This window comes from Aliiroseovarius sp. S253 (assembly GCF_049800855.1).
In the GTDB taxonomy this organism is placed as follows: Bacteria; Pseudomonadota; Alphaproteobacteria; order Rhodobacterales; family Rhodobacteraceae; genus Aliiroseovarius.
The window spans coordinates 107,182-132,569 of record NZ_JBNAFW010000001.1 but is presented as its reverse complement, the minus strand read 5'-3'; the positions used below and the strand labels follow the sequence as shown (position 1 = coordinate 132,569).

23 protein-coding genes and 1 other RNA gene are annotated in these 25,388 nt (G+C 58.9%); 17 read left to right on the top strand and 7 right to left on the bottom strand.

Going from position 1 to position 25,388, the window contains the following annotated elements:
• Window positions 1–24 precede the first annotated feature (24 nt).
• Complete coding sequence (locus tag ACP15F_RS00695; RefSeq protein ID WP_424938938.1) at window positions 25–1,794, bottom strand: DNA polymerase III subunit gamma/tau; 1,770 nt, start codon at window positions 1,792–1,794, stop codon at window positions 25–27.
• Between the two features lie 108 nt (window positions 1,795–1,902).
• Between ACP15F_RS00695 and ACP15F_RS00690 the strand changes: the two genes are divergently transcribed.
• A complete protein-coding gene (locus tag ACP15F_RS00690) occupies window positions 1,903–2,388 on the top strand; it encodes a protein-tyrosine phosphatase family protein (RefSeq protein WP_424938937.1) in 486 nt (161 codons plus the stop codon).
• Between the two features lie 90 nt (window positions 2,389–2,478).
• On the opposite strand, the gene rsgA is transcribed toward ACP15F_RS00690, so the two are convergent.
• From rsgA to ACP15F_RS00675, 3 genes are all read right to left on the bottom strand, one after another.
• A complete protein-coding gene (rsgA, locus tag ACP15F_RS00685; RefSeq protein ID WP_424938936.1) occupies window positions 2,479–3,510 on the bottom strand; it encodes a ribosome small subunit-dependent GTPase A in 1,032 nt (343 codons plus the stop codon).
• Between the two features lie 282 nt (window positions 3,511–3,792).
• Window positions 3,793–3,890, bottom strand: an RNA gene (ffs, locus tag ACP15F_RS00680) — signal recognition particle sRNA small type.
• 37 nt (window positions 3,891–3,927) lie between these two features.
• Window positions 3,928–5,766 carry a bifunctional 2',3'-cyclic-nucleotide 2'-phosphodiesterase/3'-nucleotidase gene (locus ACP15F_RS00675; protein WP_424938935.1) on the bottom strand — a complete coding sequence of 613 codons (1,839 nt, stop codon included), beginning with the start codon at window positions 5,764–5,766 and terminating at the stop codon, window positions 3,928–3,930.
• Between the two features lie 190 nt (window positions 5,767–5,956).
• Between ACP15F_RS00675 and nudC the strand changes: the two genes are divergently transcribed.
• Both nudC and ACP15F_RS00665 read left to right on the top strand, forming a co-directional pair.
• Window positions 5,957–6,919, top strand: a complete 963-nt coding sequence (nudC, locus tag ACP15F_RS00670) for an NAD(+) diphosphatase (protein WP_424938934.1) — start codon at window positions 5,957–5,959, stop codon at window positions 6,917–6,919.
• 38 nt (window positions 6,920–6,957) lie between these two features.
• A complete protein-coding gene (locus ACP15F_RS00665; RefSeq protein WP_424938933.1) occupies window positions 6,958–7,419 on the top strand; it encodes an SRPBCC family protein in 462 nt (153 codons plus the stop codon).
• Between the two features lie 20 nt (window positions 7,420–7,439).
• Here ACP15F_RS00665 and ACP15F_RS00660 read toward each other — a convergent pair whose 3' ends face one another.
• Entirely contained in the window at window positions 7,440–8,273 is an 834-nt protein-coding gene (locus ACP15F_RS00660) for a prephenate dehydratase (protein ID WP_424938932.1), read from the bottom strand.
• Window positions 8,274–8,392: 119 nt separating this feature from the next.
• Here ACP15F_RS00660 and ACP15F_RS00655 point away from each other — a divergent pair, with 119 nt between their 5' ends.
• The 5 genes from ACP15F_RS00655 to ACP15F_RS00635 all read left to right on the top strand — a co-directional run bounded on the left by ACP15F_RS00655 (window position 8,393) and on the right by ACP15F_RS00635 (window position 14,855).
• The gene (locus tag ACP15F_RS00655) at window positions 8,393–8,941 is read left to right on the top strand and encodes a c-type cytochrome (protein ID WP_424938931.1); all 549 of its coding nucleotides are present in this window, start codon (window positions 8,393–8,395) and stop codon (window positions 8,939–8,941) included.
• A 177-nt stretch (window positions 8,942–9,118) separates the two neighbouring features.
• Complete coding sequence (locus tag ACP15F_RS00650; RefSeq protein WP_424938930.1) at window positions 9,119–11,017, top strand: extracellular solute-binding protein; 1,899 nt, start codon at window positions 9,119–9,121, stop codon at window positions 11,015–11,017.
• A gap of 39 nt (window positions 11,018–11,056) precedes the next feature.
• Window positions 11,057–12,142: a microcin C ABC transporter permease YejB gene (locus tag ACP15F_RS00645; protein WP_424938929.1), complete on the top strand. Its 1,086-nt coding sequence runs from the start codon at window positions 11,057–11,059 to the stop codon at window positions 12,140–12,142.
• A 2-nt stretch (window positions 12,143–12,144) separates the two neighbouring features.
• The gene (locus tag ACP15F_RS00640; RefSeq protein ID WP_424938928.1) at window positions 12,145–13,251 is read left to right on the top strand and encodes an ABC transporter permease; all 1,107 of its coding nucleotides are present in this window, start codon (window positions 12,145–12,147) and stop codon (window positions 13,249–13,251) included.
• Entirely contained in the window at window positions 13,248–14,855 is a 1,608-nt protein-coding gene (locus tag ACP15F_RS00635) for an ABC transporter ATP-binding protein (RefSeq protein WP_424938927.1), read from the top strand. The genes ACP15F_RS00640 and ACP15F_RS00635 overlap by 4 nt, the downstream gene beginning before the upstream one ends.
• Window positions 14,856–14,864: 9 nt before the next feature.
• Here ACP15F_RS00635 and ACP15F_RS00630 read toward each other — a convergent pair whose 3' ends face one another.
• On the bottom strand, window positions 14,865–16,382 hold the full coding sequence (locus tag ACP15F_RS00630) for a serine hydrolase (protein ID WP_424938926.1): 1,518 nt from the start codon (window positions 16,380–16,382) through the stop codon (window positions 14,865–14,867).
• 407 nt (window positions 16,383–16,789) lie between these two features.
• On the opposite strand from ACP15F_RS00630, the gene clpS reads away from it, so the two are divergent.
• From clpS to ACP15F_RS00590, 8 genes are all read left to right on the top strand, one after another.
• The gene (gene clpS / locus ACP15F_RS00625; protein ID WP_424938925.1) at window positions 16,790–17,131 is read left to right on the top strand and encodes an ATP-dependent Clp protease adapter ClpS; all 342 of its coding nucleotides are present in this window, start codon (window positions 16,790–16,792) and stop codon (window positions 17,129–17,131) included.
• Between the two features lie 21 nt (window positions 17,132–17,152).
• Entirely contained in the window at window positions 17,153–18,142 is a 990-nt protein-coding gene (locus ACP15F_RS00620) for a class I SAM-dependent methyltransferase (protein WP_424938924.1), read from the top strand.
• Between the two features lie 46 nt (window positions 18,143–18,188).
• Window positions 18,189–19,016, top strand: a complete 828-nt coding sequence (locus ACP15F_RS00615) for an SDR family NAD(P)-dependent oxidoreductase (protein WP_424938923.1) — start codon at window positions 18,189–18,191, stop codon at window positions 19,014–19,016.
• A 94-nt stretch (window positions 19,017–19,110) separates the two neighbouring features.
• Window positions 19,111–20,001 carry an oxygen-dependent coproporphyrinogen oxidase gene (gene hemF / locus ACP15F_RS00610; protein ID WP_424938922.1) on the top strand — a complete coding sequence of 297 codons (891 nt, stop codon included), beginning with the start codon at window positions 19,111–19,113 and terminating at the stop codon, window positions 19,999–20,001.
• Between the two features lie 3 nt (window positions 20,002–20,004).
• Window positions 20,005–20,511, top strand: coding sequence for a hypothetical protein (locus tag ACP15F_RS00605; protein ID WP_424938921.1), 507 nt, complete (start codon window positions 20,005–20,007; stop codon window positions 20,509–20,511).
• A gap of 61 nt (window positions 20,512–20,572) precedes the next feature.
• On the top strand, window positions 20,573–21,022 hold the full coding sequence (locus tag ACP15F_RS00600) for a MarR family winged helix-turn-helix transcriptional regulator (protein WP_424938920.1): 450 nt from the start codon (window positions 20,573–20,575) through the stop codon (window positions 21,020–21,022).
• Window positions 21,023–21,109: 87 nt separating this feature from the next.
• A complete protein-coding gene (locus ACP15F_RS00595; RefSeq protein WP_424938919.1) occupies window positions 21,110–22,285 on the top strand; it encodes an acetyl-CoA C-acyltransferase family protein in 1,176 nt (391 codons plus the stop codon).
• Window positions 22,286–22,361: 76 nt separating this feature from the next.
• Window positions 22,362–23,099, top strand: a complete 738-nt coding sequence (locus ACP15F_RS00590; RefSeq protein WP_424938918.1) for a hypothetical protein — start codon at window positions 22,362–22,364, stop codon at window positions 23,097–23,099.
• A gap of 124 nt (window positions 23,100–23,223) precedes the next feature.
• On the opposite strand, the gene hemC is transcribed toward ACP15F_RS00590, so the two are convergent.
• Window positions 23,224–24,180 carry a hydroxymethylbilane synthase gene (gene hemC, locus ACP15F_RS00585; RefSeq protein ID WP_424938917.1) on the bottom strand — a complete coding sequence of 319 codons (957 nt, stop codon included), beginning with the start codon at window positions 24,178–24,180 and terminating at the stop codon, window positions 23,224–23,226.
• A 115-nt stretch (window positions 24,181–24,295) separates the two neighbouring features.
• Between hemC and hemE the strand changes: the two genes are divergently transcribed.
• On the top strand, window positions 24,296–25,330 hold the full coding sequence (gene hemE / locus ACP15F_RS00580; protein WP_424938916.1) for a uroporphyrinogen decarboxylase: 1,035 nt from the start codon (window positions 24,296–24,298) through the stop codon (window positions 25,328–25,330).
• Window positions 25,331–25,388: the final 58 nt, after the last annotated feature.

Sequence of the window (25,388 nt, the reverse complement as noted above, 5' to 3'; positions counted from 1 at the left end):
CAGGCACCGGTTACAAGGCAGAGCCTAGTCTTCCTCGAACGGATCCCATTCGTCTTCAACCTCGGCCAGACCTTCTTCGGCAGCTTCCTGCACCATATCCTCGGCAGATCGGATTTCGGTGATGCGGGCCTTCGGGAACGACGCGATCACGGCTTGCACCAACGGATGGGCCTTGGCCTCCTCCTCCAGCGCCAGCTTCTCGCCGTCGCGGGTTTCTGTGATGGTCGTGGCCTCGCAGCCATTTACCAACGTCACGCCCCAACGCACGCCGGTCCAGCCATGCAGCCGCTGCGCCAGACGGGCAGCCAGATCCTGCGGAGCACTGTCCGAGGGCGTGAACTCGATCCGTCCCGGTTGGTATGCGGCCAAACGCACTCCGCCTTCGACCTCAACCAATAGCTTCACGTCGCGGTTGGTGCGGATCAGTTCGACCACATCCTCGAACCGCGCATATCGCGCAAGCGAGGTTTCGGCATCCGCGGCAACAGCCAAGGCAGTCGCCCCTCCCCCCGGCCCCGAGGGCATAGATTGCGTAGACATGGCGGGCGCACCCATTGGCGCTCCGCCCCCGGCTGGCATTCCGCCGCCTCCACCCGGACCCGAGGGGCCTGCGGGTGGTACAGGCGAATCTTTCAGCTTGCGCACCAACTCTTCGGGCGATGGCAGGTCGGCCACATGGGTCAGTCGAATGACCGCCATTTCAGCCGCCATCATCGCGTTGGGCGCACGGCCCACTTCCTCGATCGAGGTCAGAAGCATCTGCCACATCCGGGCAAGGACGCGCATCGGCAATGCCTGCGCCATCTGCTGCCCGCGTGTGCGTTCGTCGGGCGACACCGTCGGGTCCTCGACCGCTTCCGGCGTGATCTTAATGACGCTGACCCAGTGCGAAACTTCGGCCAAATCGCGCAGCACTGCCATCGGGTCGGCCCCGTCGGCATATTGCGCACCAAGTTCAGTCAACGCACCCGCCGCGTCGCCCTTAAGGATCATGTCAAACAGATCCAGAACGCGCCCACGGTCCGCCAGGCCCAGCATCGCGCGCACCTGATCGGCGGTGGTTTCACCGGCCCCATGGGAGATCGCCTGATCCAACAGCGACTGCGCATCACGGGCAGACCCTTCTGCCGCCCGCGTAATCAAGGCCAGCGCGTCATCCGCAATCTCGGCCTTCTCGGCATCGGCAATCCGGCGCAGCATGGCCAGCATATCTTCGGGCTCAATCCGGCGCAGATCAAAGCGCTGACAACGGGACAAAACGGTGACCGGAACCTTGCGAATCTCAGTCGTCGCGAAAATAAACTTCACATGCGCAGGCGGTTCTTCCAGCGTCTTGAGCAGCGCGTTGAACGCACTGGTCGACAGCATGTGAACCTCATCGATGATGTAGATCTTGTAGCGCGCCGAGGCCGCTCGGTAGTGCACGCTTTCAATGATCTCGCGAATATCGCCCACACCTGTGCGTGATGCCGCGTCCATCTCCATCACATCCACGTGCCGCCCTTCGGCAATCGCAACACAATGCTCGCATTCGCCACACGGTTCGACCGTCGGTCCGCCCTGCCCGTCCGGGCCAATACAGTTCATGCCCTTGGCAATGATCCGTGCCGTGGTGGTCTTGCCGACCCCGCGAATGCCGGTCATCACGAAAGCTTGCGCAATCCGGTCGGCCTCGAACGCATTTTTCAGCGTGCGTACCATGGCCTCTTGCCCAACCAGATCGGCGAAGGTTTCAGGGCGATATTTACGCGCCAGAACCTGATAGGCTGGGGCGTCGGATTGCGTGTCGGTCATGAAATGCCTTCGGGCCGGATTCGTATCCGGGCCAGACTATGCGGCCAAAGCCGCGCCGTCCACCGAAAGCCCGTTGGCGGATGTCTTTACACATGCTACGCCAATCCCATGGAGCCGCTCTTTCCCATCGCAAGCCTGTCTTCTGGCAACGGTACACTTGGCATCAGCCCGATGCCCGGCCGCAGCGGAGATTACCGTGAAGACCTGGAGACATTGATCCAATGGTCTCCAGACATGGTGCTGACCATGACCACCGGGCGCGAGATGGACAGTTTTGGCGCTACCCACCTAGGCCGCGACCTGACGCAGGCGAATATCATCTGGCATCACTTGCCCATTCAAGATTTCGGTGCGCCATCGGCCAAGATCATCGCCGAATGGAGTGATCTCTCGGGCACCGCTCATCAAATCCTCGCGCGTGGAGGCAAGGTCCTGGCCCATTGCAAGGGCGGTTGTGGAAGATCCGGCATGATGCTTCTGCGCATCCTGTGCGAAACCAAAGAAGACCCGACCACGGCACTGGAACGCCTGCGCGCCGCGCGCCCCTGTGCCGTTGAAACAGACGCGCAATATGCCTGGGCAAGCCAGCTCTAGTCTCTATTTTCTTACCGTAAATATCCTGGGGACGAGGGAAAGCGTCCGCTTTCCCTCTGGGGCGAAGCCCCTTCAGGCTCGCGAAGCGAGCTACCGACCTTTGCGATGCTTCGCACCCTTGGTCACGCCCTTCACCATCTTCGAGAACTTCTTTTCTCGCGATCGCGACTGCGCCACGGTTTCCGAGTTCTTCTTCTCGCCCTTGCGCAGCTTCAGCCAGCGGTCCAAACGCTCCAAATCCAGATCCCCCGCCGCAATTGCGGCCTGAACGGCACAGCCCGGCTCGGTCTCATGCGCGCAGTCTGTAAAGCGGCACTGGGCTTCCAACTCGGCCAAGTCATCGAACACGTTGTCGATGCCCTCGCGCGTATCGATCAGACGCAAGGCGCGCATACCAGGCATGTCGATGATCCACCCGCCCTGCAACATGGGTCGCATGGAGCGCGCCGTGGTCACGTGGCGCCCTCTGGCATCATCTTCGCGGATGGCTCCGGTGGCGGCATCCCCACCTGTCAGCGCGTTGGTCAGCGTGGTCTTCCCCACGCCGGACGATCCAATAAAGGCAGCGGTTTGTGGCGCTTTGCACCACGCCGCCACTTCGGCCGCACTTTCAGGATCGCATGCGTTTACCGTCAGAATGGTCAGCATTGGATCCAACACCTGTGCCTCGCGCTCGTATTCGCGGGGATCATCGCACAAATCCGCTTTGGTCAGCACCAGAACCGGATAGCACCCGGCCTCGTGCGCCAAAGCCAAAAACCGTTCCAGCCGTGCAATGTTGAAATCATCGTTGCACGAGGTGACGATGAACAGAGTGTCTACATTCGCCGCGATCAACTGCACATGGGCATCGGTGCCCGCGCCACGGCGCTGAAGCAGCGACCGACGGTCAAGGATGTGTTGGATGCGAAACTCGGGGTCGGCCAGAACCCAGTCGCCAACGGCCAGTTCGCCCGCCGAAAACTTCGGCGTGGTCAGGGTAACAACGCCGTCTTCGCCCAGCGCAATCATCTGCGCACGGTGGATTTCGGTCAGTCGATAAGGGGTCAGCGTGTCCGGATGTTCGGCGCGCGCCTGTTCGAAGGAAGCGGACCATCCAAGGTCCATAAGTGTCAATGTCATTGATCTGCCTGATTTAGCACAAAGGATCACCCATCGCGCAGGCGCGGCGTAGGGTGCACGGTTTCAGGCAGGGCCGGATCACTCCGACGGGCGACAACCTGCCTGAAAGGCGGTGACGACACTCATAAAATTCCTCCGTTCAAATGCGGGGCGAATATGGGGGATCGCCGCGCGGGCTTGGGTCCGACTTGTGAAACAGCGTTTCGTGTCGGAGAAGTTTTACCCCTCTCGACGAAACAAGTTTCGCCTGCCGGGGGTTTCAAATCTGTAGGATTTGAAACGTGGTGAGAGGCTGAACACGACCCAGACGGGGCTCGTTGTGGCTGCTTCCTTCCGGACCTGACCAGATTGGCGAGGCGCCTACCCGCGCCAACCTCTCGCCCCTCATATATGAGGCTGCGTGCAGGGATGCAAGCCTCACAGCGCAAGCTCGTAACAGGTAAATCCGCGCGTATCACATGGGTCCAGCACATCAAGCCGAAGCCACGGATACTCCGACGCGGCCTCTTGCCCTTTGGGTGATGATCGAAACCAGACCGAGGCCTCCGGCACAGGCTGAAACTGCCAAATCGGAGCGGCGTCGATGGCAATCAGACCGTGATTGGCCACGTAGTCCGTCAGCAGATCGCGGATATCCATAGGTGCAACCGGCAGAATGTCAGAAGGGTCGGGGATCGGGTAATTCCCGCCACCCAGAACGCGATAGTCGGTCGTGGCCAGCAAAAACTGGTCGTCTTCCTTCACAGGTCGCCCGTTATATTGCAGCGACCTGATCCGGCCAGCTTCGGCAAAGCGCAGCGCCCCTGAGGGCGTGAACCGAGACGATTGGGTCAGATCAATCTCATAGGTCAGCCCCAAAACGCTTTCATAGATATAGCCCGGCACCCCATCATCTTTCAGCTGTACCGCCTTTTGCCCCGGCAATACCTGGTTAAAGATGCTGCAGGACCGCTCGAGCCAGTTACGCAAAAATGCCCCCGTTGCCTTCACCAACGCAAAGCTGTTGGGAAACATATAAAGATCCGCGAGCGATCGCTGGGTCAGCGCCCCCGAAGGCAGAGCCGTGTAGTAATCCGGCCCCCCAAACCCGCCTGACTTGAAGGCCGCGCTAGCTGCGAGAATCGGAAGGTCCGGCAGCCCCAACGCCTCTTGGCACAACTGGGCATGGTCCAGCATGGCCCGCTGCACCAGACGCGTGGCGCTGTCCCCCCCCACAAGTGTAAGATAGTTATTCAGGGGACCTTCCGCTTCCCCGACGCGTGCCTGCATCGCTTCTCGCGTTCTATTGTGAAGATCTGAAAACAGCGCTTCAAAGCTGCTTTTCGCCAGAACATCATCCGGCGTTTCGTCCGATACCGGCCGTAAACCGGCTGAACCTTGGCGCACGTCCCATCGCCCGTTGCAACGCTCGATGGCCAGGTCGATAATTCCGAGATGTGACCCCCAAAAACCGGGCATCACCGTCGGAACTCCGTTCAGAGAGCTATCCGCATCCTCACCGACCGCTGGGAACACCTGATGCGTATGCCCCCCGATCAGCGCATCGATTCCTTCCACCTCAGACAAGGGGAACAACACGTTCTCCATGTCGGGAATGTGCGCTTCCGCGCCCAAACCACTATGAGCTAGCGCAATGACCACATCCGCACCCTGCGCCCTCATCTGAGGGACATATCTGCGTGCAGCTTCAAGAATATCGGTGGTGGCAATCCGAGCTTGGTGTAACGAATTTGGTGGCAAAAAGCCGATCACGCCGATGGTCAGATCGTGTATATCGCCTAGAGCATCCTTCACTTTCCTTTGCAGCAATGTAAACGGCGCAATCCGAGCCTGATGTGCCTCTTCCGGCAGAACTGCATTCGCCGTCAAGACCGGGAACCCCGCTCCTTGAATGGCTTGTATCAGCGCGCTCCGCCCTTGGTCGAAATCATGATTTCCAAGGTTCATTGCATCATAATTTAGGTGGTTCAGGGCGCGGATCATGGGGTGTAGCTGGTGGTCAGCGACAGCCGAATGCACTTCGCCCAAGGCCGAGCCAAAAAGGCAATCCCCGTTGTCCAACAGGATCACATTTGCTGCCTCGTCCCGAGCCGCCTCAATAAGCTGTGCCGTGCGCGAAAGCCCCCACCCACCGACCGTCCGGTCGGCGTGATAATCATAGGGCAGAATATTCATATGCAGATCCGTGGTTGCTAGAATCCGCAGTTTTACGCGCGCCCCTTGATCCGCAGCCAAATCTTGAACGAAGTGCCTCATCCCCTTGCCATTTTCCTAATTCACGCCGCCTTTCGCGAACGCCCCCATGAGATGTTTTATCTAAATTCATTTCTCGCTATTGTTGCAAAATGTCAATTTGATGGCCCGATCACGGCAAGATTCCAAACTGGACAGACTTGTCGGAACTGCTAGCGTGCGCCGCACTACATCAACACAGGACTGCACCCCAATGAAAATCGCCGAACAGGTCACCTTTGCCGCCGGCAAATTGAATCGGGATGCCGAAAGCCGCGCGGATCCGGAAAGATTGGAGACGCTCACCCAGAGCGCACAGCTCTTGCCCGTGTGGCGTGGAAAAATTTTGATGAGACCCGAGGCCGAGGGATGGGATCTTGGGTATTTGACCCATGACACACTTCCTGCGGATTTCGCAGACGCACCACGTGTATATCTTGGCCTTCAAGACGGCGTGCCGCTCTTTGCGTTAGACGTCTCTCGGTGGGAGCCAGAAGATGATCTGCCAGATCCAACGCAATTCGTGGATCGCAGCATTCAAAGTCATCCCGATTTACCCAGTGATATCGGATTCTCCGAGCTGCGCGCGACCATGGCAGGCCTGACCCCGGACGAGGCCGAGGTCGCCGCGACAGCGCGGTCGATCCTAGAATGGCACCGCATTCACGGGTTCTGTGCCAACTGTGGAAAGAAAACACATGTCGCGATGGCCGGTTGGCAGCGCAATTGCGATGCCTGCGGCCGCTCGCATTTCCCACGCACGGATCCGGTGGTGATCATGTTGATCACCCATGGCAATTCGGTTCTGGTTGGGCGCGGCGTGGGCTGGCCAGACGATATGTATTCGCTGCTGGCGGGTTTCCTCGAGCCCGGCGAGACGATTGAAGCGGCCACAAGACGCGAAGTTTTTGAAGAAGCTGGTGTAAGAGTTGGGCCAGTCGGCTATTTGGCGTCTCAACCCTGGCCTTATCCGTCATCCCTTATGGTGGGCACCTGGGGACAGGCGACATCGACAGAAATCAAGATTGACCCGGCCGAACTGGCCGATGCGACCTGGATCACGCGCGAGGACATGTTGGATATTTTTGCAGGGCGCAATCCGGCGATCAAACCCGCCAGAAAAGGCGCCATTGCACATTTTCTGATGCAGAACTGGCTTGCAGATCGACTGGACTAGCCTCATTTTGCGGGCAGCGTGAGTGGTAGGAGTGGTTGATGAAGATCAAAACACACGAAGATATCGAAGCAACCATCGATCAGGTGTTTAGTGCCGTGACCGATTTCGAAAGCTTCGAACTTGCTGCTTTGCGCCGCGGAGCGGAAGTACGTCGCACCGACTCGATGGCACTACCCGGTCAGGGGATGAGCTGGCAGGCCAAGTTCACACATCGCGGACGCCAAAGGGTCGCGGACATAAATCTAGAACAATTTGATCGCCCCAACCAAATGCGTATCTTGTCAAAGATCGCGGGTTTGACTGCGGATGTGGACGTAGAGCTGATGGCCCTGTCTCGCACCCGGACACGCATGACACTTAGCGTTGACATGCGCCCTAAGACCATTCCGGCAAGGCTTCTGATTCAGTCTTTGAAACTGGCACGAACAACAATGCTGCGGCGATTTCGCAAGCGCGTGTCGGAATATGCGGCGACGATCGAAGCACGGTATCGGGCCTAAACGGGCCCGACACCTTTGCCTCAGTCGCGCGCAGGATCGCGGGGATAGACACCCAAAATGTCCAGCGTTGAGGTGAAATAGGCCAGCTCTTCGAGCGCCAGCTGAACACCCCGATCTTCTGGATGGCCATCAATATCGGCATAGAACCGCGTCGCGTTGAACGATCCGTCCACCATATAGCTTTCCAGCTTGGTCATGTTCACGCCGTTGGTCGCAAACCCTCCCATCGCCTTGTAAAGCGCGGCAGGGATGTTGCGCACTTCGAAGACGAAGGTCGTGATCATGCCATGTTCTCCGCGCCGCGCCAGATTGGGTTCGCGGCCCATGATGACAAAGCGGGTGGTGTTGTGGCCGTGATCCTCGACGTCCTCGGCCAACAGATCCAAACCATAGATCTCGGCTGCAAGGGCGGAGGCAAGTACGCCTTCGCCCGGCGTTTTTGTCTTTGCCAGATGCGCAGCCGCCCCGGCACTGTCCGCAGCACCAACACCGCGCATACCGTGCAGCTTCAAGAAATTTGCGGACTGTGGCAGCAAAACGGGATGGGCGCGCACCAGCCGGATATCTTCGATCTTTGTCCCCGGAAGCCCCATCAAGCTGATCCGAACCCGCACGAAGGCTTCATCAAGAATATTCAGCCCACTTTCCGGCAAAAGCCGGTGAATATCCGCAACCCGGCCATAGGTGGTATTCTCGATCGGCAACATCGCCTGATCCGCTTTACCCGACCGCACGGCCGCAATGACCTCGTCAAAGGATTCGCAGGGCATGGCCTCCATATAGGGTCTGGCGGCCTGACATGCCTCGTGGGAATAGGCGCCTGGCTCTCCTTGAAAGGCGATTCGGCTGGTCATTTTACGGACCCTCCCTGCGGTTTAGCGTTAAAGGACTATAAGTTGGGCGTCATATCGCTTGAAAACATACAAGGGAAGCGGCTAGAAGGCTTCTGACTTTGGATGAGACGGATCGCGACATGTTCGACACAATGACAGTTACAAAAGCGAGCGGCGCCGTGATTGGCACGCTCTTGGTATTCCTGCTGGGCAATTGGGCCGGTAGTGCCCTGTTCAACACCAGCGGCGGTGGTCACGGCGAAGGCCATGGCGACGAAGCACACGCAGCAGCCACCGGCTATGTCATCGCGACTGAAAGCGAAGACCACGGTGCAGCGGAAGAAGAAGAAGCCGTTCCCTTTGCTGAACTGGTTGCAGCAGCTGACCCCGCCAAAGGCGAAAAGGTCTGGGGCAAGTGTAAAGCCTGCCACAAGCTGGAAGACGGCGCCAACGGCACCGGCCCGCACCTGTACGGCCTGGTTGACCGCCCGATCGCTGGCGTTGCCGGCTTCGGATACTCGGATGTTCTGGCTGGCATGAGCGCCGACGCCTGGACCGTCGAGGCGCTGGACGCTTGGCTGGCCAACCCGAAAGCGTTTGCTCCGGGCAACAAGATGACCTTCTCGGGTCTGAAGAAAGACAAAGATCGCGCTAACCTGGTTGCGTATCTCGCCACCATCGGCGGCTAAACGCCCCTTAGGTGAAGAATTCAAAGGCCGTCCGATACCGGGCGGCCTTTTTCGTTGCACTGTTTCAGGCGGCGCACGGCCGATTAACACCCAGTTCACCAATTCGCGCCTTGAATGTTACCGGGCAGCCCTTTTTACTCGGTTCAACGAAATCCGCTGATCAACGGAGGTAACGCCATGCGCGACGCACAAACAAAGACCCTTGCCCGACCCGACAATCGCGCCCTGACGCTGGGGCTTGGGCTGGCAACCGGGGTTGTGCTTGCGTTGGCACCCTTGGCGGCAAAGGCGGACACCACCGTCAGCCACGGTTATTCCAATTTTGGCGAACTGAAGTATGGGCCGGACTTCACCCATTTGGATTACGTGAATCCGGACGCGCCCAAGGGCGGTGAAATCTCGATCTGGGCGCAGGGCACGTTTGACAGCTTCAACCGCTTCACGCGCAAGGGCACGACGGCCTCGATGGCGGATATCGGGTATGAACGCATTCTGGTGAACACCGCCGACGATCCCTATGGTGTCTACTGCTTCCTGTGTACCACGTTGGAGTATCCAGACGATCTGTCATGGGTCATCTTCAATCTGCGCGACGATGTGACATTCTGGGACGGAAGCAAGATGTCGGCCGAGGACATCGCCTTCAGCCATAACCTGTTCGTCGAACAAGGCATCGCCGAATATCGCGCGATCATCACAGAAATTGTGGCCGGAGTGGAAGTCACCGGCCCGCTGCAGGTCAAATACACCTTCACCGAGGACGCCCCCAAGCGCGACCGTATTGGATTTGCGGGCAGCAGCATGGCCCTGTCAAAAGCGTGGTTCGAAGAAACCGGCGCACGTGTGGACGACCGCTCGGACGCGCCGTTTATGGCCACTGGGGCCTATAAGCTGGGCAGCTTCGACTATGGCCGCCACGTGACCTACGAGCGCGATCCGAACTATTGGGGCGAGAACCACCCGCTGTCGGTCGGGCAGAATAACTTCGACAAAATCACGGCGATCTATTTCGCCGATGGTACCGCCGCGATGGAGGGCTTCAAAGCGGGCACCTACACATTCCGCACCGAGAACTCCTCGCAGATCTGGGCCGAGGATTATGATTTCCCGAACCTGCGCAACGGCCATGCGATCAAGGCCGAGTTTGCCGATGGATCGGTCGGCACCGCGCAGAGCTTCATCTTCAATCTGGACACCCCTACATGGCAGGACCCCAAGGTGCGCGCGGCCCTGCGTCTGATGTTCAACTTCGAATGGTCGAACGAGGCCCTGTTCCGCGGGCTTTACAGCCGCGTGGACAGCTTCTGGCCGGGCATTGATCTGGGCGCCAGAGGCGCGCCCAGCGCGGCCGAAGTTGAAATCCTTCAGCCGTTGGTCGATCAGGGGCTGCTGCCGGAAAGCATCCTGACGGAGGACGCCGTGATGCCTCCTGTGCACGATGCCGATGAAAACCAGCCCTCGCGAAAATTCTACCGGCAGGCCAACAAACTGCTGGACGAGGCCGGCTGGGAAATCGGATCGAGCGGTTTCCTTGAAAAAGATGGTCAACGGATGACCGCCACGTTCCTGGCCTACAGCCCGTCATTTGATCGCGTGATCAATCCTCTGGTCGAGAACCTGAAACAGCTGGGCGTGGATGCAAAGCTCGACCGCGTGGACATCCCGCAATATATCGAACGCACCCGTTCGGGTGATTTCGACCTTGTAACCCACTCGATCGGAATGGGGTTCGAACCCGGCACGGGGCTGGAACAGTGGTTCCACTCGAAAACCGCCGATGACAGCTCGCGCAACCTGATGCGTCTGCGCAATCCTGCAGTGGATGCGCTTTTGCCCATTGTGGCGCAGTCTGAAACACTGGACGAACTGCGCACAACCACCAACGCGCTGGACAGGGTTCTGCGTTATATCGGCTTCACCATTCCACAATGGTACAAGAACAAGCACACCGTGGCCTTCTATGACATCTTCGGCCACCCGGAAAATCTTCCGCCGCTGGCTCTGGGCGAATTGTCCTTCTGGTGGTACGACGCAGACAAAGCCGCCAAGTTGGAAGCGGCAGGCGTGTTGAAATAACCCACGCCGCATAACCGAGCACAAAACCAAGGACCGCATATGGGCGCCTATATCCTGCGAAGACTGCTTTTGATCATTCCGACCCTGTTCGGTATCATGGTGATCAATTTCACGCTGACGCAATTCGTGCCCGGAGGCCCGATCGAACAGATCATCGCCCAGATGGAAGGCGGTGGGGATGTGTTTGAAAGCATCTCGGGTGGTGGAGACGCCGGGGTCGAGGCGGCCACAAGCGGCGACGAAAGCTATCTTGGTGCGCGCGGCCTACCTGCGGAGTTCATTGCCGAGCTGGAAAAGGAATTCGGCTTCGACAAGCCCCCGCTCGAGCGGTTCTTCACGATGATCTGGAACTATATGCGGCTGGATTTTGGCGAGAGCTATTTCCGTTCCATCGGCGTTTTCGAGCTGGTGGCCGAGAAAATGCCCGTGTCGATCACGCTGGGGCTGTGGTCAACCGTGATTGCCTATATGATTTCGATCCCACTGGGCATTCAGAAAGCGGTGCGGGACGGGTCGAAGTTCGACACCTGGACCTCGGGCATGATCATCGTGGCCTACGCCATTCCGGGCTTCCTGTTCGCGATCTTGCTGCTGGTGTTGTTTGCTGGCGGGTCTTACCTGCAATGGTTCCCGCTGCGCGGTCTGACATCCGACAACTGGGAAGAGCTGTCACTGTGGGGCAAGGTCGTGGATTACTTCTGGCACATCACCCTGCCGGTTCTGGCCTCGACCATTGCCAGCTTTGCGACTCTGACCCTGCTGACCAAGAACAGCTTTCTGGACGAGATCAAGAAGCAGTATGTCGTGACTGCTCGCGCCAAGGGCTTGGCCGAAAACAAGGTGCTTTACGGCCACGTCTTCCGCAACGCGATGCTGATCGTGATCGCAGGCTTCCCCTCGGTCTTTCTGGGCGTGTTCTTTGGCGGCTCGGTGATCATCGAAACGCTCTTCTCGCTCGATGGGTTGGGCCGTCTGGGCTACGAAGCCGCGCTGGCCCGCGACTACCCGGTGATCTTCGGCACCCTCTTCGTCTTCGGCCTGCTTGGCCTTCTAGTCGGCATCTTGTCGGATCTCATGTATGTCTTCGTCGATCCCCGCATCGACTTTGAAGGGCGCGAGGTCTGATCATGGCGCTGTCCCCCCTGAACCAACGCCGCTGGCGCAACTTCCGCCGCAATGGGCGCGCCTTTTGGTCGCTAATCCTATTCGCAATCCTGTTCGGCCTGTCGCTGTTCGCCGAACTTCTGGCGAACGACAAACCGATCTTGGTGAAATACGACGGCGGCTTCTACACGCCCGTCTTCAAATTCTACCCCGAAACCGCGTTCGGGGGCGACTTCCGAACGGAAGCCGTCTATGGCGATGTCGAGGTTCAATGCTTGATCATCGCCCAAGGAGCCGAGGCTTGCTGGGACGATCCGGAAGGCGTGATCGCCGAGGCCAAATCCGGCACCGTCGAGGGCGAGCCGATCAACACAGGTTGGCTGCTCTGGCCGCCGATCCCATACAGCTACACGACCATCAACGACATTGACGGCGCCGCCCCCAGCGCGCCCGATGCTAAACACGTTCTGGGCACAGACGACACGGCCCGCGACGTGCTGGCCCGCGTGATCTATGGCTTCCGCCTTTCGGTTTTCTTTACAATCGTGGTCACGGTCCTGACCTCGATCATCGGGATCACGGCCGGCGCTATTCAGGGTTATTTCGGCGGCTGGATCGACCTGATCTTCCAACGGATTCTGGAGATCTGGTCCTCGACCCCGTCGCTTTACGTGATCATCATCCTCTTTGCGATCCTCGGGCGAAGTTTCTGGCTTCTGGTCTTTGTGACGGTCCTATTCGGCTGGCCCGCGCTGGTCGGAGTGGTCCGTGCCGAGTTCCTGCGCGCCCGCAATTTTGAATATGTCCGCGCCGCCCGCGCGCTGGGTGTCTCGAACCGCGTGATCATGTTCCGCCACGTGCTGCCCAACGCGATGGTTGCCACGCTGACCATGCTGCCCTTCATCATCACCGGCACGATCTCGACCCTTGCAACACTGGACTTCCTTGGCTTCGGCCTTCCGTCCTCGGCCCCATCGCTCGGCGAACTCACACGACAGGCAAAGCAGAACCTGCAAGCCCCGTGGCTGGCCTTTACCGCCTTCATGACTTTCTCAATCCTTCTGTCGCTGCTTGTCTTCATTTTCGAAGGTGTGCGGGACGCGTTTGACCCAAGAAAGACCTTCCAATGAGCCTTCTGACCGTCAACAACCTAAGCGTCTCGTTCCGACAGGATGGGCAAAGCCACCCCGCTGTACGTGGAATCAGCTTCAACGTTGAGAAAGGCGAAACCGTTGCCTTGGTGGGCGAAAGCGGGTCGGGGAAATCCGTCTCGGCCCTGTCGACCGTGTCGCTTCTGCCCGACAGCGCCGAGGTCACCGGGTCGATCACCTATGAAGGGCGCGAGATGATCGGCGCGTCAAAGTCCGAACTGCGTGACGTGCGCGGCAACGACATCAGCTTCATTTTCCAAGAGCCGATGACATCGCTAAACCCACTGCACACGATCGAAAAGCAGATGGCAGAGTCGATCCAGCTGCATCAGGGGCTGACCGGAGACGCGGTGCGCACCCGTATTCTAGAGCTGCTGGACAAAGTTGGCATACGAGACGCGGAAACGCGGTTGGTGAACTATCCGCACCAGCTGTCCGGCGGGCAACGTCAGCGTGTCATGATTGCCATGGCGCTGGCCAATGGCCCCGAGCTGTTGATCGCAGATGAACCCACCACGGCGCTGGATGTGACCATTCAGGCGCAGATCCTCGACCTGCTGGCGGATCTAAAAGACAGCGAGGGGATGAGCCTTCTGTTCATCACCCACGACCTTGGCATCGTGCGCAAGATCGCGGATCGAGTCTGCGTCATGAAAGATGGCGAGATTGTCGAAACTGGCCCGACCGTCGAGGTATTCGAGAACCCGCAGCACGAATACACGAAAATGCTTTTGGGGGCCGAGACGCATGGCCGCCCCGATCCGGTCCCCGCAGACGCACCTGAAATCGCAAGCGCCGAAGACCTGCGCATCTGGTTCCCCATCCAGCGCGGACTGATGCGCCGCACGGTCGGTCATATCAAAGCTGTGAACGCAGCGACCTTCAACGTGCGCGCAGGTGAAACCATCGGCATTGTTGGCGAAAGTGGATCGGGCAAGACCACGCTAGCGCTTGCCGTGATGCGTCTGATCAGCTCGGATGGACCGATTGTCTTTATGGGCGATGGTATTCAAGGGCTGAAGTCACGCCAATTGCAGCCGTTGCGTCGCGACATGCAGATCGTGTTCCAAGACCCCTACGGATCGCTTTCCCCGCGCATGACCGCCGAGGAAATCATTGCCGAAGGCCTGTCGGTGCATGGCCTTGAACCCGGCAGAAACCGGCGTGAAATGGTGGCTGAAATTATGGAAGAGGTCGGACTGGACCCCTCCACCATGCATCGCTACCCGCACGAGTTCTCAGGCGGGCAGCGCCAGCGCATCGCCATTGCACGCGCCATGATCCTACGCCCCAAGCTCGTTGTGCTGGACGAACCGACCTCGGCGCTTGATATGACTGTACAAGTTCAGATCGTCGAGCTGTTGCGCAGTCTGCAAAGGAAACATGGGCTGGCTTACCTGTTTATCAGCCACGACCTGCGTGTCGTGCGCGCATTAAGCCACAAAGTGCTGGTCATGCGTGCCGGTGACATCGTGGAAAGCGGTGATGCGGATCAAGTGTTTGACGCACCAGAAACCGAGTATACGCGCGCGCTGATGGCCGCTGCCTTCGACATGAAAGCCAGCGACGCGGTATCTCAGTAAACGGTTAAATCAGGACGGTCCCATCACCTTGCAGCGCGTATTGCGTGCGTTCAGGCGACGACACGCCAGATCGGCCTGTTCTTGTGTCATGCTGACAAAGTTCGCATGCCACCCGTCCGAACGTTTCACGACTTTGCGCAGGGCTTCGTCCAACGTGTCAATCTCGCGCAGGGCGGTTTTCAGCAAACGACGCTCTGCCTGATAGCGTGACCCCAGAACACCTACATTGATCGCATAGTGCCGGCCGCCAGACGTTGACATACGGGTCACAATCTCAGGCGTTGCATCCGCTGGCTTCGTGGCTGGTTCCAGCGATGTCAGGATAATCGCAGCAGGTCGCGGCGGCGGAGAGGCCATAGCCGCTTGTGCAACCGCAGGCTCATTCCCGAAGGGTTGTACGGGCGTGGTTTCAATCGCGGGAACTAAGGCAACGGCCTCGGCCTCAGGGACGGCAGGTGTTACATCTGTAGCCGCAGCGACGGCATCCTTGATGCTGTCCGTCAAACTGGCCAATTGCGTATCAACGACCGGCTCTTGAGCCGCGACAGGTCGGGGCGCTGGGCGCGGGCTGCGTTTGACAGCGGTGATCAGACGAATGGTCTTTCCTGCTGCACCTGGCTCAACCCGTTCGGTCGGAGCGGCTGGGCTGGCACCGCCCACATTCCCTGCATACAAAGGCGGAGCAGGCTTACGTACCGCAGCCCGGCTGGGTGCGCGGCGAAACCCAAGGTTCATCAGCTCGGCCACTTTTGCGTTGCGCGATGCGGTTGAACGTCCGCCAAATACGGTTGTAATGATCCGCTCTTGCCCGCGTTCAGCCGATGCAACAAGGTTGAACCCCGCAGCATTGGTGAACCCGGTCTTGATACCATCCGCACCTTTATAGCTGTTCAGGAAACGGCGGTTGGTGTTGTTCACAGACTTCATCCCCGCATGGGTCGAGCGGCGCGAAAACAGATTGTAATAACCGGGATGATCATAAAACAGGTGGCGACCAAGTGTGGTCATATCACGCGCGGTCGACAGGTGTCCGCTTTCAGTAAGACCATGGGCGTTTTTGAAATGCGTCCGCGTCATGCCCAGCGCTTTGGCGGTGCGGTTCATACGGCGTGCAAAGGCGGCTTCGGACCCCGAGATCGCAATACCGATTGCGGTGGCCGCGTCGTTGGCAGATTTCACTGCGGCAGCGCGGATCAGATAGCGCAGTTTGATTTTCTGTCCCTTGCGAAGGCCCAGCTTAGACGGGGGCTCTGCCGCAGCCTTGCCCGTGATGGTCACAACCGTATCGGCTGAAATCTCGCCGTGCTTAATGGCTTCAAACGCGACATACAGCGTCATCATTTTGGTCAGAGAGGCCGGATGCAACCGGGTATCGGCATTGCGCGCGTGCAGCACTTTGCCAGTACGCGCATCAATAACCATCGCCGCATAGGGCGCAGCTTGCGCGCGCGCGGACATGGAGAAAACCATACAGCCAATAACTGCAAGAAATAGCCCGAAACGGGCCAACTGCTTTAAACGCGTCATCACGACGGTTACCTTTTCTGCCTCAATCGCCAGATCTTTTTGTCCAGCTGATTTGTTTTTTTCAGGCTAGCACGCAGGAAACGTTTGGGAAACCGCTTATTTTCAAAGCTCTACAGCGTGGCTTGCAGGCCACGTCCGGCCTGAAAACGCCAGATATTGGTGCGCGCCTTCACTCAGCCCACAACATCTGCCCACAGTTCAGCCCCACCCAAACGATAGATCGGGCAAAAATCCGCGCTTGATTTGCCACATCCCGCCGATGCACAGAAACCAATTGTTGAGGCTTGCGTCCCTATTTTGTATGAGCCAAGCCGAATACCTTACCCCTTCCCCTTTTCAGGGCGCAGGCAGAACATATATTGTGTGACCCGGATGCCTTTGACTGCAACCCAAGGAGCGATGTCTTTATGACAACATCCCCATTCATCCTGTCCTCGGGTCACCCCGATGATGACGGCGAAGCTGGCCTTGCGGTTGCAACCAAGCCCAAGACCAAGCGCCCGCCGATGTACAAGGTGCTGCTGTTGAATGACGATTTCACGCCAATGGAGTTTGTCGTCATGGTGCTGGAACGCTTCTTTGGTCTGAACCACTCGCAGGCGTTCGAGCTGATGCTGACCGTGCACAAGAAGGGGCTGGCCGTGGCGGGTGTCTTCTCGTACGAGATTGCGGAAACCAAGGTCACTCAGGTGATGCAGCTGGCGCGCGAACACCAGCACCCGCTGCAATGCACCATGGAAAAGGAATGACCGCCGCGCGCGGGGTCTGAAATGCTTCAAACACGTTTGCCCATTGCCCTTGATGAAGGGCTGATTGCGCTGCCTGACGATGGCGGCATTCTGGTGATCGGCCCGTCGCCGGATCACGATTTATCAGCGCTGCCCAAGGATCGCTTGACGATTTACAGCCACTTCCACCCCGATGTGCAGTTCTGGACCGCGCGGGGATACGAAGTTGTCAGTGACTTGCCGGACGCAGGCTTTACCGCTGCGCTGGTCTGTGCGCCCCGTTCGAAAGCGCTGGCGCAGGCTTGGCTTCACGCCGCGGATCGTGCCACTGATGGCGGTCTGGTCATTCTGGACGGTCAGAAAACCGACGGGATGGACAGCCATCTGAAAGCCCTGAAAAATCGATCTAACCTGCTAGACAACCTGTCCAAAGCACATGGCAAGATTGTCTGGTTTCAAGGTCTGGACGCCCCGGAATGGGCGGCCCAAGACATCGCTCTTCCCGACGGTTACACCACGCGCCCCGGCGTCTTCTCGGCCGAGAAGATCGACAAAGGGTCCGAGGTTTTGGCCGCAGCTATGCCCGACGCCATCAACGGTCGCGTCGCGGATCTGGGCGCGGGCTGGGGTTATCTGTCGCGCCACATCCTAGCACGCGAAGGCGTCGAAGCTCTGGACCTGATCGAAGCCGACAAGGTCGCGCTGGATTGCGCCCGTCGCAACATCGACGACCCGCGCGTGCGGTTCCTCTGGGACGACGCGACAACCTTCACAACGGATCAACCCTATGACGTGGTGATCTCGAACCCGCCGTTTCACACCAGCCGCGCAGGCCGCCCCGAGTTGGGGCAGGCCTTCATTCAATCGGCGGCACGGATCCTGAAGCCATCGGGCCGCTTCGTCATGGTTGCAAATCGCCACCTGCCCTACGAAGAAACGCTGGCCAAGTATTTCCGCGTGGTCGAGGATCTGGGCGGCACGCCGGGCTTCAAGCTGCTAGCAGGGCTGAAACCTCATCGCGTGACGCGGTAACATCCGCTAGTCTGGCGCGGGGAATCGCCCAGAGACAGGAGACATCATGTCCTTTTCCATCGCAGGCAAAACCGCCATCATCACCGGCGCCGCCAACGGCATCGGCCTGTCCATCGCCCGCCATTTCGCCGATCACGGCGCCAATGTGGTGTGCGCCGACATGGACGAAGCGGGGCTTTTGGATCAATGGGGCCCGAACCCCGATGAAGACAGTGACGAGGCCGGAAACACCCGCATTTTCGCAGGCGACCTGCGCGAAAAACTGACCATTGCAAACCTGCTGTCGGCGACAATCGATGCGTTTGAACGCGTAGACATTCTGGTCAATGCATCGCGTCAGGTGGCGTTGGCCGATCCTCTGGACGTGGATGACAAATCGGTCACGTCCTTGCTTGATCAAAACCTGATGACCAGCCTGCGGCTCAGCCAACTGGTCGCCAAACGGATGATCCTTCAGGGCGAGGATCTGGACGACGAAGACGATGAGACCCCACTGGGCGCAATCGTGAACTTGTCCTCAATCGCGTCGACCCGCACTCAACCCGGTCTCATGGCCTATTCGATTGCCTCGGCGGCGGTGGACCAGATGACCCGGTCGCTGGCGGTGGCGCTTGCCCCCAATCGTATCCGCGTGAACGCCGTGTCCTTCGCGTCGCTGATGAGCGCAAGCCTGCGCAACACCATCCGCGAAGCCCCCGAAACCCGCGATGACATTATCGAAGGCACGCCCCTGGGGCGGATTGCACCCGCCGCGGACATCACCGAAGCGGTGCAGTTTTTGGCCTCGGAAGGGTCCAGCTTCATGACCGGCCACATCATGCAGGTCGACGGCGGGCGCAGCCTGTTAGACGCAGTGGGTAATCCAGCACACTAAGCGCGCATCCCTCGCGACATCCTGCCTTTTGCCAAACCTGCGCAGCTTTGATAGCTGATCGGGTAGCAGTTTAATTTGACACCCGGAGCCACCGATGACCGACCAGATGACCGATCAAAAAGCACGCGCCAGCCAGTGGTTCCACGACTTGCGCGACCAGATCGTTACCGCATTCGAGGCGCTTGAAGACAGCCAGACGGACGGCCCCCTGTCGGATCAACCCGCCGGACGGTTCGAAGTGACAAAAACCACGCGCCAGTCAGACGACGGATCGGACGCGGGCGGCGGACTGATGAGCGTCATGCGCGGTGGGCGTGTGTTTGAAAAAGTAGGCGTTAATATCTCGACCGTTTACGGCACGCTGGGCAAACCCGCACAGCAAGCAATGGCGGCCCGAGGCGTTCCGGGGATCGAGGATGATCCCCGCTTCTGGGCCTCGGGTATTTCGCTGGTGGCGCATATGCAGAACCCGCATTGCCCTGCGGTGCATATGAACACCCGCATGTTCTGGACCCCCGGCGCGTGGTGGTTCGGTGGAGGTTCGGACCTGAACCCCTGTATCGAGTATGACGAGGACACCGCGCATTTCCACAATGTTCAGAAAGAGCATCTGGATCCCCATGACCCCGGGCTTTACGGCAAGCTGAAGGAATGGGCGGACGAGTATTTCTATGTCCCGCACCGCGGCCGCGCCCGTGGTGTTGGCGGGATCTTCATGGATGACCGCAACACTGGCGATTGGGAAACGGACTTTGCCCTGACCCAAGACATTGGCCGCGCATTCCTACCCGCCTTCGTGCCAGTGACCGAAAAGCGCCGCAACACGCCGTGGGACGAGGCCAACAAGGACACACAGCTGGTGCATCGCGGCCTCTATGCAGAATACAACCTCGTCTATGATCGTGGCACCAAGTTTGGCTTGGCGACAGGGCACGACGCGAATGCGGTCCTGATGAGCCTGCCTCCCATGGCCAAGTGGGTGTAAGATTTGGCGATTGGGGATGAAATCCAAGTCGATGACCGGATGCAATCTGGGTACACCTACACGCTAAATGCACCAGAAGGCGCGGACTTCGACCCAGGCTTTACCCCGCACCATACCCCGGCTGAAATGTTGGCGATGGGGGTCTTTGAAGGCAAATACCTGAACGATTGCCGGGGCGAATTCCCCGCCAGTTGGTTTGAAGGTGCCAAACTGTCGGATCGCCCTGACCCATCGGTCAACTATTTCGGCGTGAAAAGCCGGCAACCACTGTCGGTATGGCGCGAGAAGGGATGGATCATCGGCCCCGATCCGCGCGGGTGGTTCCAGTGGTACTGCCGCTATTCCTTAGGTCGCCGCCTTCCCGACACCGATGCCGCCCAAATCAAACGCTGGCGTGCTTTCGCGCGTCATGCCGGGCAGATCCGCGCGAACTGCTATCCGGGGGACATCTTCTGTCGCCCGCGCCAAAGGCAGGCCCTTTTGCAATGGGCCTATGACCCGTTAATTTGATCCGCTTGCCATGCGGGCACACACAGGGCAGATTGTTGGGAAAGAAACGAAAGGCTCTGGCGTGACGACCTTTAAACTTGACGATTTCCTACCGTATCAACTCGCCGTTCTGTCCAGCCGTGTCAGTGCGGAGTTTTCAAAACACTACCGCGAAGCCTATGGGATTTCCGTCTCTGAATGGCGGGTCGTGGCGCATCTCAGTCAAGCCGACAGCGTCAGCGTGCGCGAGATCCACAAACGTGTGGACATGGACAAACCCAAAGTCAGCCGGGCGGCGTCTCGGCTCGAGGCGGCGGGCTATATCACCAAGACCATCAACCCCAACGATCGCCGTCTGGTCGAGCTAAGCCTGACCGGCAAGGGACGTGCGATGATCGACGCCTTGGCCCCGATTGCTGACGACTATGAGGCGCAACTGACGACGCTTCTGGGCAAAGAGGATGCCTGCTTTCGCGAGGCTCTGACCGGACTTCTGAACAAGCTGGACCCTGTTCACACTGCCGAGAACTGATCCAGCGTTCCTCTGACGGAGCGTTACACAAGACAGGTCTTCTGCTTTGCGGCACAGTGCTGCCAACGCAATACAGGAGATCCTGAAATGTCCGATATCGTTATTCTTGAAGGTGTGCGCACCGCCATTGGTGGTTTTGGTGGCAGCCTTGCCCAAACCCCGCCCAGCGCGCTTGGTGCAACCGTCACCCGCGAAGCAATGGCCCGCGCGGGCGTATCCCCAGAACAGATCGGGCATGTTGTGTTCGGTCACGTGATCAACACCGAACCGCGCGACATGTACCTGTCGCGTGTTGCCATGATCGAAGCCGGCATTCCCGACACCACCCCGGCGATGAACGTGAACCGTCTGTGCGGATCGGGGCTTCAGGCCATCGTGTCTGCCACCCAGAACCTGATGCTGGGCGACGCCGATTTCGCCGTGGCGGGTGGGGCCGAGAACATGAGCCGCTCGCCCTATATTCTGCCACAGGCGCGGTGGGGTCAGAAGATGGGTGACACCGGCGCACAAGATATGATGCTCGGCGCGCTGAACTGCCCGTTTGGCACCGGTCACATGGGCATCACCGCGGAAAACGTCGCGTCCGAGAACAACGTGACCCGCGAGGATCAGGACGCGTTTGCGGTTGAAAGCCAGCGCCGCGCCGCTGCTGCGATCGAAGCCGGGTATTTCGACAGCCAGATTGTGCCCATCGAAGTCAAGAAGCGCCGCGAGATGGTGGCCTTTGCCCGCGACGAACACCCCAAGCCAACGACGGCCGAGACGCTGGCCGGACTTCGCCCAGCGTTCCAGAAGGATGGCAGCGTCACCGCAGGCAACGCATCCGGTATCAATGACGGTGCAGCAGCGTTGGTGCTGGCGCGCGCGGACGCAGCTGAAGCGGCTGGCCTGAAACCCAAAGCGCGCATCATTGGCTATGGCCACGCAGGCGTGCGGCCCGAGGTCATGGGCATCGGCCCCGTCCCGGCGGTCGAGAACCTTTTGGCTAAAACCGGTCTGTCGGTTGCTGATTTCGACGTGATCGAATCGAACGAGGCCTTCGCCTCTCAAGCAATTGCGGTGAACAAAGGGCTGGGTCTGGACACGGCTAAAGTGAACCCGAACGGCGGCGCGATTGCGCTGGGTCACCCGGTCGGCGCCACGGGCGCAATCATCACTGTGAAAGCGCTGTACGAGCTGGAACGCATCGGTGGGTCGAAAGCGCTGATCACCATGTGCATCGGCGGCGGTCAGGGGATCGCGCTAGCCATCGAGCGCCTGTAAGCAACCCGAAAAGAAGAAAGGTCCGGTCGCGATGCCGGGCCCTTTTTTATAACACCTAATATTACGCTGAGAATTAATGGCCGAACCTATCAGATCCTTAACTATCGACGCTTCTAAATCTCTGACCTTGCTCAGTAAAATTAGATGTGTGGAGAATTTCCACTTCTCAGAAGAGCACAGGAAGAAGAACCTGTTTTCTTGGCCGAACTCAAAATATCTTGATGAAAAAAGCAAAGTGGTTCTTCGAGAAAGAGGAATCCGCTTCGATGATCACCGGGTCAGCTCTTTTTCGGTGCCCTATTCGACTTATGGCCAAATGAGAAAAGTCGCCCTACCTGAAATTGACAACATTCGGCTAACCAGAGTTTTGTTAGATGTGTTTCGGGTTGCAACGGAAAGCCCATATATTACTGGTATCACAGCGGCTTGGGACACCCGAGAGAACTCAGACGTGATAGCTCCAACTTCAATGTCTGACACACAGGGCCTTAAGCGCTTCGCGACAAAAAAAGATGCCTATCTTGTTCTTCATCGAGAGGGCGAAAAATACGACATTAAACTACGAGCGCCAGCTTATCGCGCAGCACTGTATGCAAAGCCAGAGCTAAAGAGCCTTTCTGTTGAGTCGAGTGATCTTAGAACGTTCTCCGGAAATAGTGTAGACAACATGGGCCGCAAGAACAGGCACATTGTTTTCAAAGCACAGAGCAAGTACCTAGTTCAGGTACTTCAGCAGACAGTCAACTCGGTGGAAAGGCTCATTGATCGACAAGATCTGGTGGATATAATTCAACAAAGCTTTCGCGAGCAATGACAGCAGCCTTTTGGCATGCATTCTAACAAGTTTGACCGGCGGTCAGGGGATCGCGCTGGCCATCGAGCGCCTGTAAGCACGTATTGAAAAGAAGAAATGCCCGGCTGCGATGCCGGGCCTTTTTTTATTTCCAGTCGAAAAAGTCGTCGCCCACTTGGGACAACAGCTTTTCAGCCAGTGTTCGTCCCAGTTCTGGTCCGTCAGAAATCGGGCCCGAAATCTGATCGGCGACGCTTTCCGATCCGTCTGTCCGCAGAATCTCGCCCTTCAGGGTCAGGGTGTCACCGTCCAACGTCGCCAGCCCCGCGATCGGGGTTTCACACGATCCGTCCAGTGCCCCAAGGAAGGCACGTTCGGCGGCCAGACGTTGGCCGGTTTCAAGGTTGTGGATCGCATCCAGCATATCCTTGGCGCGGGCATCGTCGACACGACGCTCAATGCCGATGGCCCCTTGGGCAACGGCGTTCAGCATATCTGCCGTCTCGATCGCCGTGGCGGGGACGTCCTCCATGCCCAAACGGTTCAGGCCGGCCATCGCAAGGAAGGTCGCTTCAGCCACGTTGTCACCCAGCTTTTTCAGGCGGGTCTGCACGTTGCCACGGAACTCGACCACGTTCAGGTCGGGGCGGCGGTTCAGAAGCTGCGATTTGCGGCGCAGGGACGAGGTGCCGACGACGGCACCCTCGGGCAGTTCCGCGATCGACTTGTATTTGATTGACACGAACGCATCGCGCGTGTCTTCACGCGGCAGGTAGCAGTCCAGCACCAGCCCGTCAGGCTGTTCGACCGGCATATCCTTCATCGAATGAACCGCAATATCGATGCGGCCATCCAGCATCGCCTCTTCGATTTCCTTGGTGAACAGACCCTTGTTGCCGATCTCTTTCAGCGGGCGGTCCGCGTCAATCATCGAGCGGTTGTCACCGGTGGTGTGGATCACCACAACCTCAAACGCCGCTTCCGGCAGGTCAAAAGCAGCCATCAGGCGGCGGCGCGTTTCATTGGCCTGCGCCAGCGCCAAGGGGCTGCCACGTGTGCCAATGTTCAAGGGGGCGTCGGGGGTCGGAAGCGTGTAAGTCATGGCGGTTGGTTTACGCGCGAAGCCCCCCTCTGTCCATGCCTGCGACACACCCGGCGCTTGACATCTTGCCGCTGCTTTGGGACGAGGCTTGGACCCGAACAGGAAAGGCCACCTTATGACCCAGCAAAAGACCATTCTGCGCGCACTTGCAGGCGAGACCCTTCCGACCCCTCCGATCTGGATGATGCGTCAGGCCGGGCGGTATCTGCCCGAGTATCGCGCGACCCGCGCCGAGGCCGGAGATTTCCTGAAACTCTGCTACAATCCCGAGCTGGCCGCCGAGGTCACGCTGCAGCCCATCCGCCGCTACGGCTTTGATGCGGCGATCCTGTTCGCCGACATCCTGCTGCTGCCGCAGGCGCTTGGCGCGGATCTGTGGTTTGTCACCGGGGAAGGCCCGCGTCTGTCGACGATCACAAGCCAAGCCGATTTCGACAAGCTGTCGGGCAAGGAAGACATTCACGAGACGCTGAACCCGATTTACGAGACCGTCCGCATTCTGCGTCGCGAACTGCCGGAAGAGACCACTCTGATCGGATTCGCCGGGATGCCGTGGACGGTTGCAACCTATATGATCGCAGGCCAAGGCACCAAAGACCAAGGTCCGGCGCACGCGTTGAAGGCCGAGAATCGTCCGCTGTTCGAGGCGGTGATGGACCGTTTGACGGAAGGCACCATTGAGTATCTGTCCAAGCAGATCGAGGCAGGCGCCGAAGTCGTGAAGCTGTTTGACAGCTGGGCTGGGTCGCTAAAGGGCGATGACTTCCAGAAGTACGCCGTTGAGCCTGCTCGTGTGATCACGTCCGAGCTCAAGAAACGCCACCCCGGCATTCCCGTCATCGGCTTCCCACGCGAAGCGGGCGAGGGCTATGTCGGCTTTGCCAAGGCAACCGGCGTGGACTGCGTCGCGCTGGACAATTCGGTCAGCCCGGAATGGGCCGCGGCCAATGTTCAGGTCGACGGCTGTGTTCAGGGCAACTTGAAGTCCAGCCACATGGTTACCGGCGGTCAGGCACTGGTCGATGAAACCCGCGCCATCGTAGACGCGTTCAAAAACGGTCCGCATATCTTCAACCTTGGCCACGGGATCACCCCGGACGCTGATCCCGAGAATGTGCAGCTGATGATCGACACCGTGCGCAACGGCTGATCAGGTAGAACTACCAGCCCGCTTGCCAAATCACCCCGGCCCGTGTCTTCTGCGCGGG

What these genes read in the sequence shown, in the direction of transcription:
- ACP15F_RS00695 (WP_424938938.1), bottom strand. Translation starts at nt 1,794, where the DNA reads ATGACCGACACGCAATCCGACGCCCCAGCCTATCAGGTTCTGGCGCGT.
- ACP15F_RS00690 (WP_424938937.1), top strand. Translation starts at nt 1,903, where the DNA reads ATGGAGCCGCTCTTTCCCATCGCAAGCCTGTCTTCTGGCAACGGTACA.
- rsgA (WP_424938936.1), bottom strand. Translation starts at nt 3,510, where the DNA reads ATGACATTGACACTTATGGACCTTGGATGGTCCGCTTCCTTCGAACAG.
- ACP15F_RS00675 (WP_424938935.1), bottom strand. Translation starts at nt 5,766, where the DNA reads ATGAGGCACTTCGTTCAAGATTTGGCTGCGGATCAAGGGGCGCGCGTA.
- nudC (WP_424938934.1), top strand. Translation starts at nt 5,957, where the DNA reads ATGAAAATCGCCGAACAGGTCACCTTTGCCGCCGGCAAATTGAATCGG.
- ACP15F_RS00665 (WP_424938933.1), top strand. Translation starts at nt 6,958, where the DNA reads ATGAAGATCAAAACACACGAAGATATCGAAGCAACCATCGATCAGGTG.
- ACP15F_RS00660 (WP_424938932.1), bottom strand. Translation starts at nt 8,273, where the DNA reads ATGACCAGCCGAATCGCCTTTCAAGGAGAGCCAGGCGCCTATTCCCAC.
- ACP15F_RS00655 (WP_424938931.1), top strand. Translation starts at nt 8,393, where the DNA reads ATGTTCGACACAATGACAGTTACAAAAGCGAGCGGCGCCGTGATTGGC.
- ACP15F_RS00650 (WP_424938930.1), top strand. Translation starts at nt 9,119, where the DNA reads ATGCGCGACGCACAAACAAAGACCCTTGCCCGACCCGACAATCGCGCC.
- ACP15F_RS00645 (WP_424938929.1), top strand. Translation starts at nt 11,057, where the DNA reads ATGGGCGCCTATATCCTGCGAAGACTGCTTTTGATCATTCCGACCCTG.
- ACP15F_RS00640 (WP_424938928.1), top strand. Translation starts at nt 12,145, where the DNA reads ATGGCGCTGTCCCCCCTGAACCAACGCCGCTGGCGCAACTTCCGCCGC.
- ACP15F_RS00635 (WP_424938927.1), top strand. Translation starts at nt 13,248, where the DNA reads ATGAGCCTTCTGACCGTCAACAACCTAAGCGTCTCGTTCCGACAGGAT.
- ACP15F_RS00630 (WP_424938926.1), bottom strand. Translation starts at nt 16,382, where the DNA reads ATGACGCGTTTAAAGCAGTTGGCCCGTTTCGGGCTATTTCTTGCAGTT.
- clpS (WP_424938925.1), top strand. Translation starts at nt 16,790, where the DNA reads ATGACAACATCCCCATTCATCCTGTCCTCGGGTCACCCCGATGATGAC.
- ACP15F_RS00620 (WP_424938924.1), top strand. Translation starts at nt 17,153, where the DNA reads ATGCTTCAAACACGTTTGCCCATTGCCCTTGATGAAGGGCTGATTGCG.
- ACP15F_RS00615 (WP_424938923.1), top strand. Translation starts at nt 18,189, where the DNA reads ATGTCCTTTTCCATCGCAGGCAAAACCGCCATCATCACCGGCGCCGCC.
- hemF (WP_424938922.1), top strand. Translation starts at nt 19,111, where the DNA reads ATGACCGACCAGATGACCGATCAAAAAGCACGCGCCAGCCAGTGGTTC.
- ACP15F_RS00595 (WP_424938919.1), top strand. Translation starts at nt 21,110, where the DNA reads ATGTCCGATATCGTTATTCTTGAAGGTGTGCGCACCGCCATTGGTGGT.
- ACP15F_RS00590 (WP_424938918.1), top strand. Translation starts at nt 22,362, where the DNA reads ATGGCCGAACCTATCAGATCCTTAACTATCGACGCTTCTAAATCTCTG.
- hemC (WP_424938917.1), bottom strand. Translation starts at nt 24,180, where the DNA reads ATGACTTACACGCTTCCGACCCCCGACGCCCCCTTGAACATTGGCACA.
- hemE (WP_424938916.1), top strand. Translation starts at nt 24,296, where the DNA reads ATGACCCAGCAAAAGACCATTCTGCGCGCACTTGCAGGCGAGACCCTT.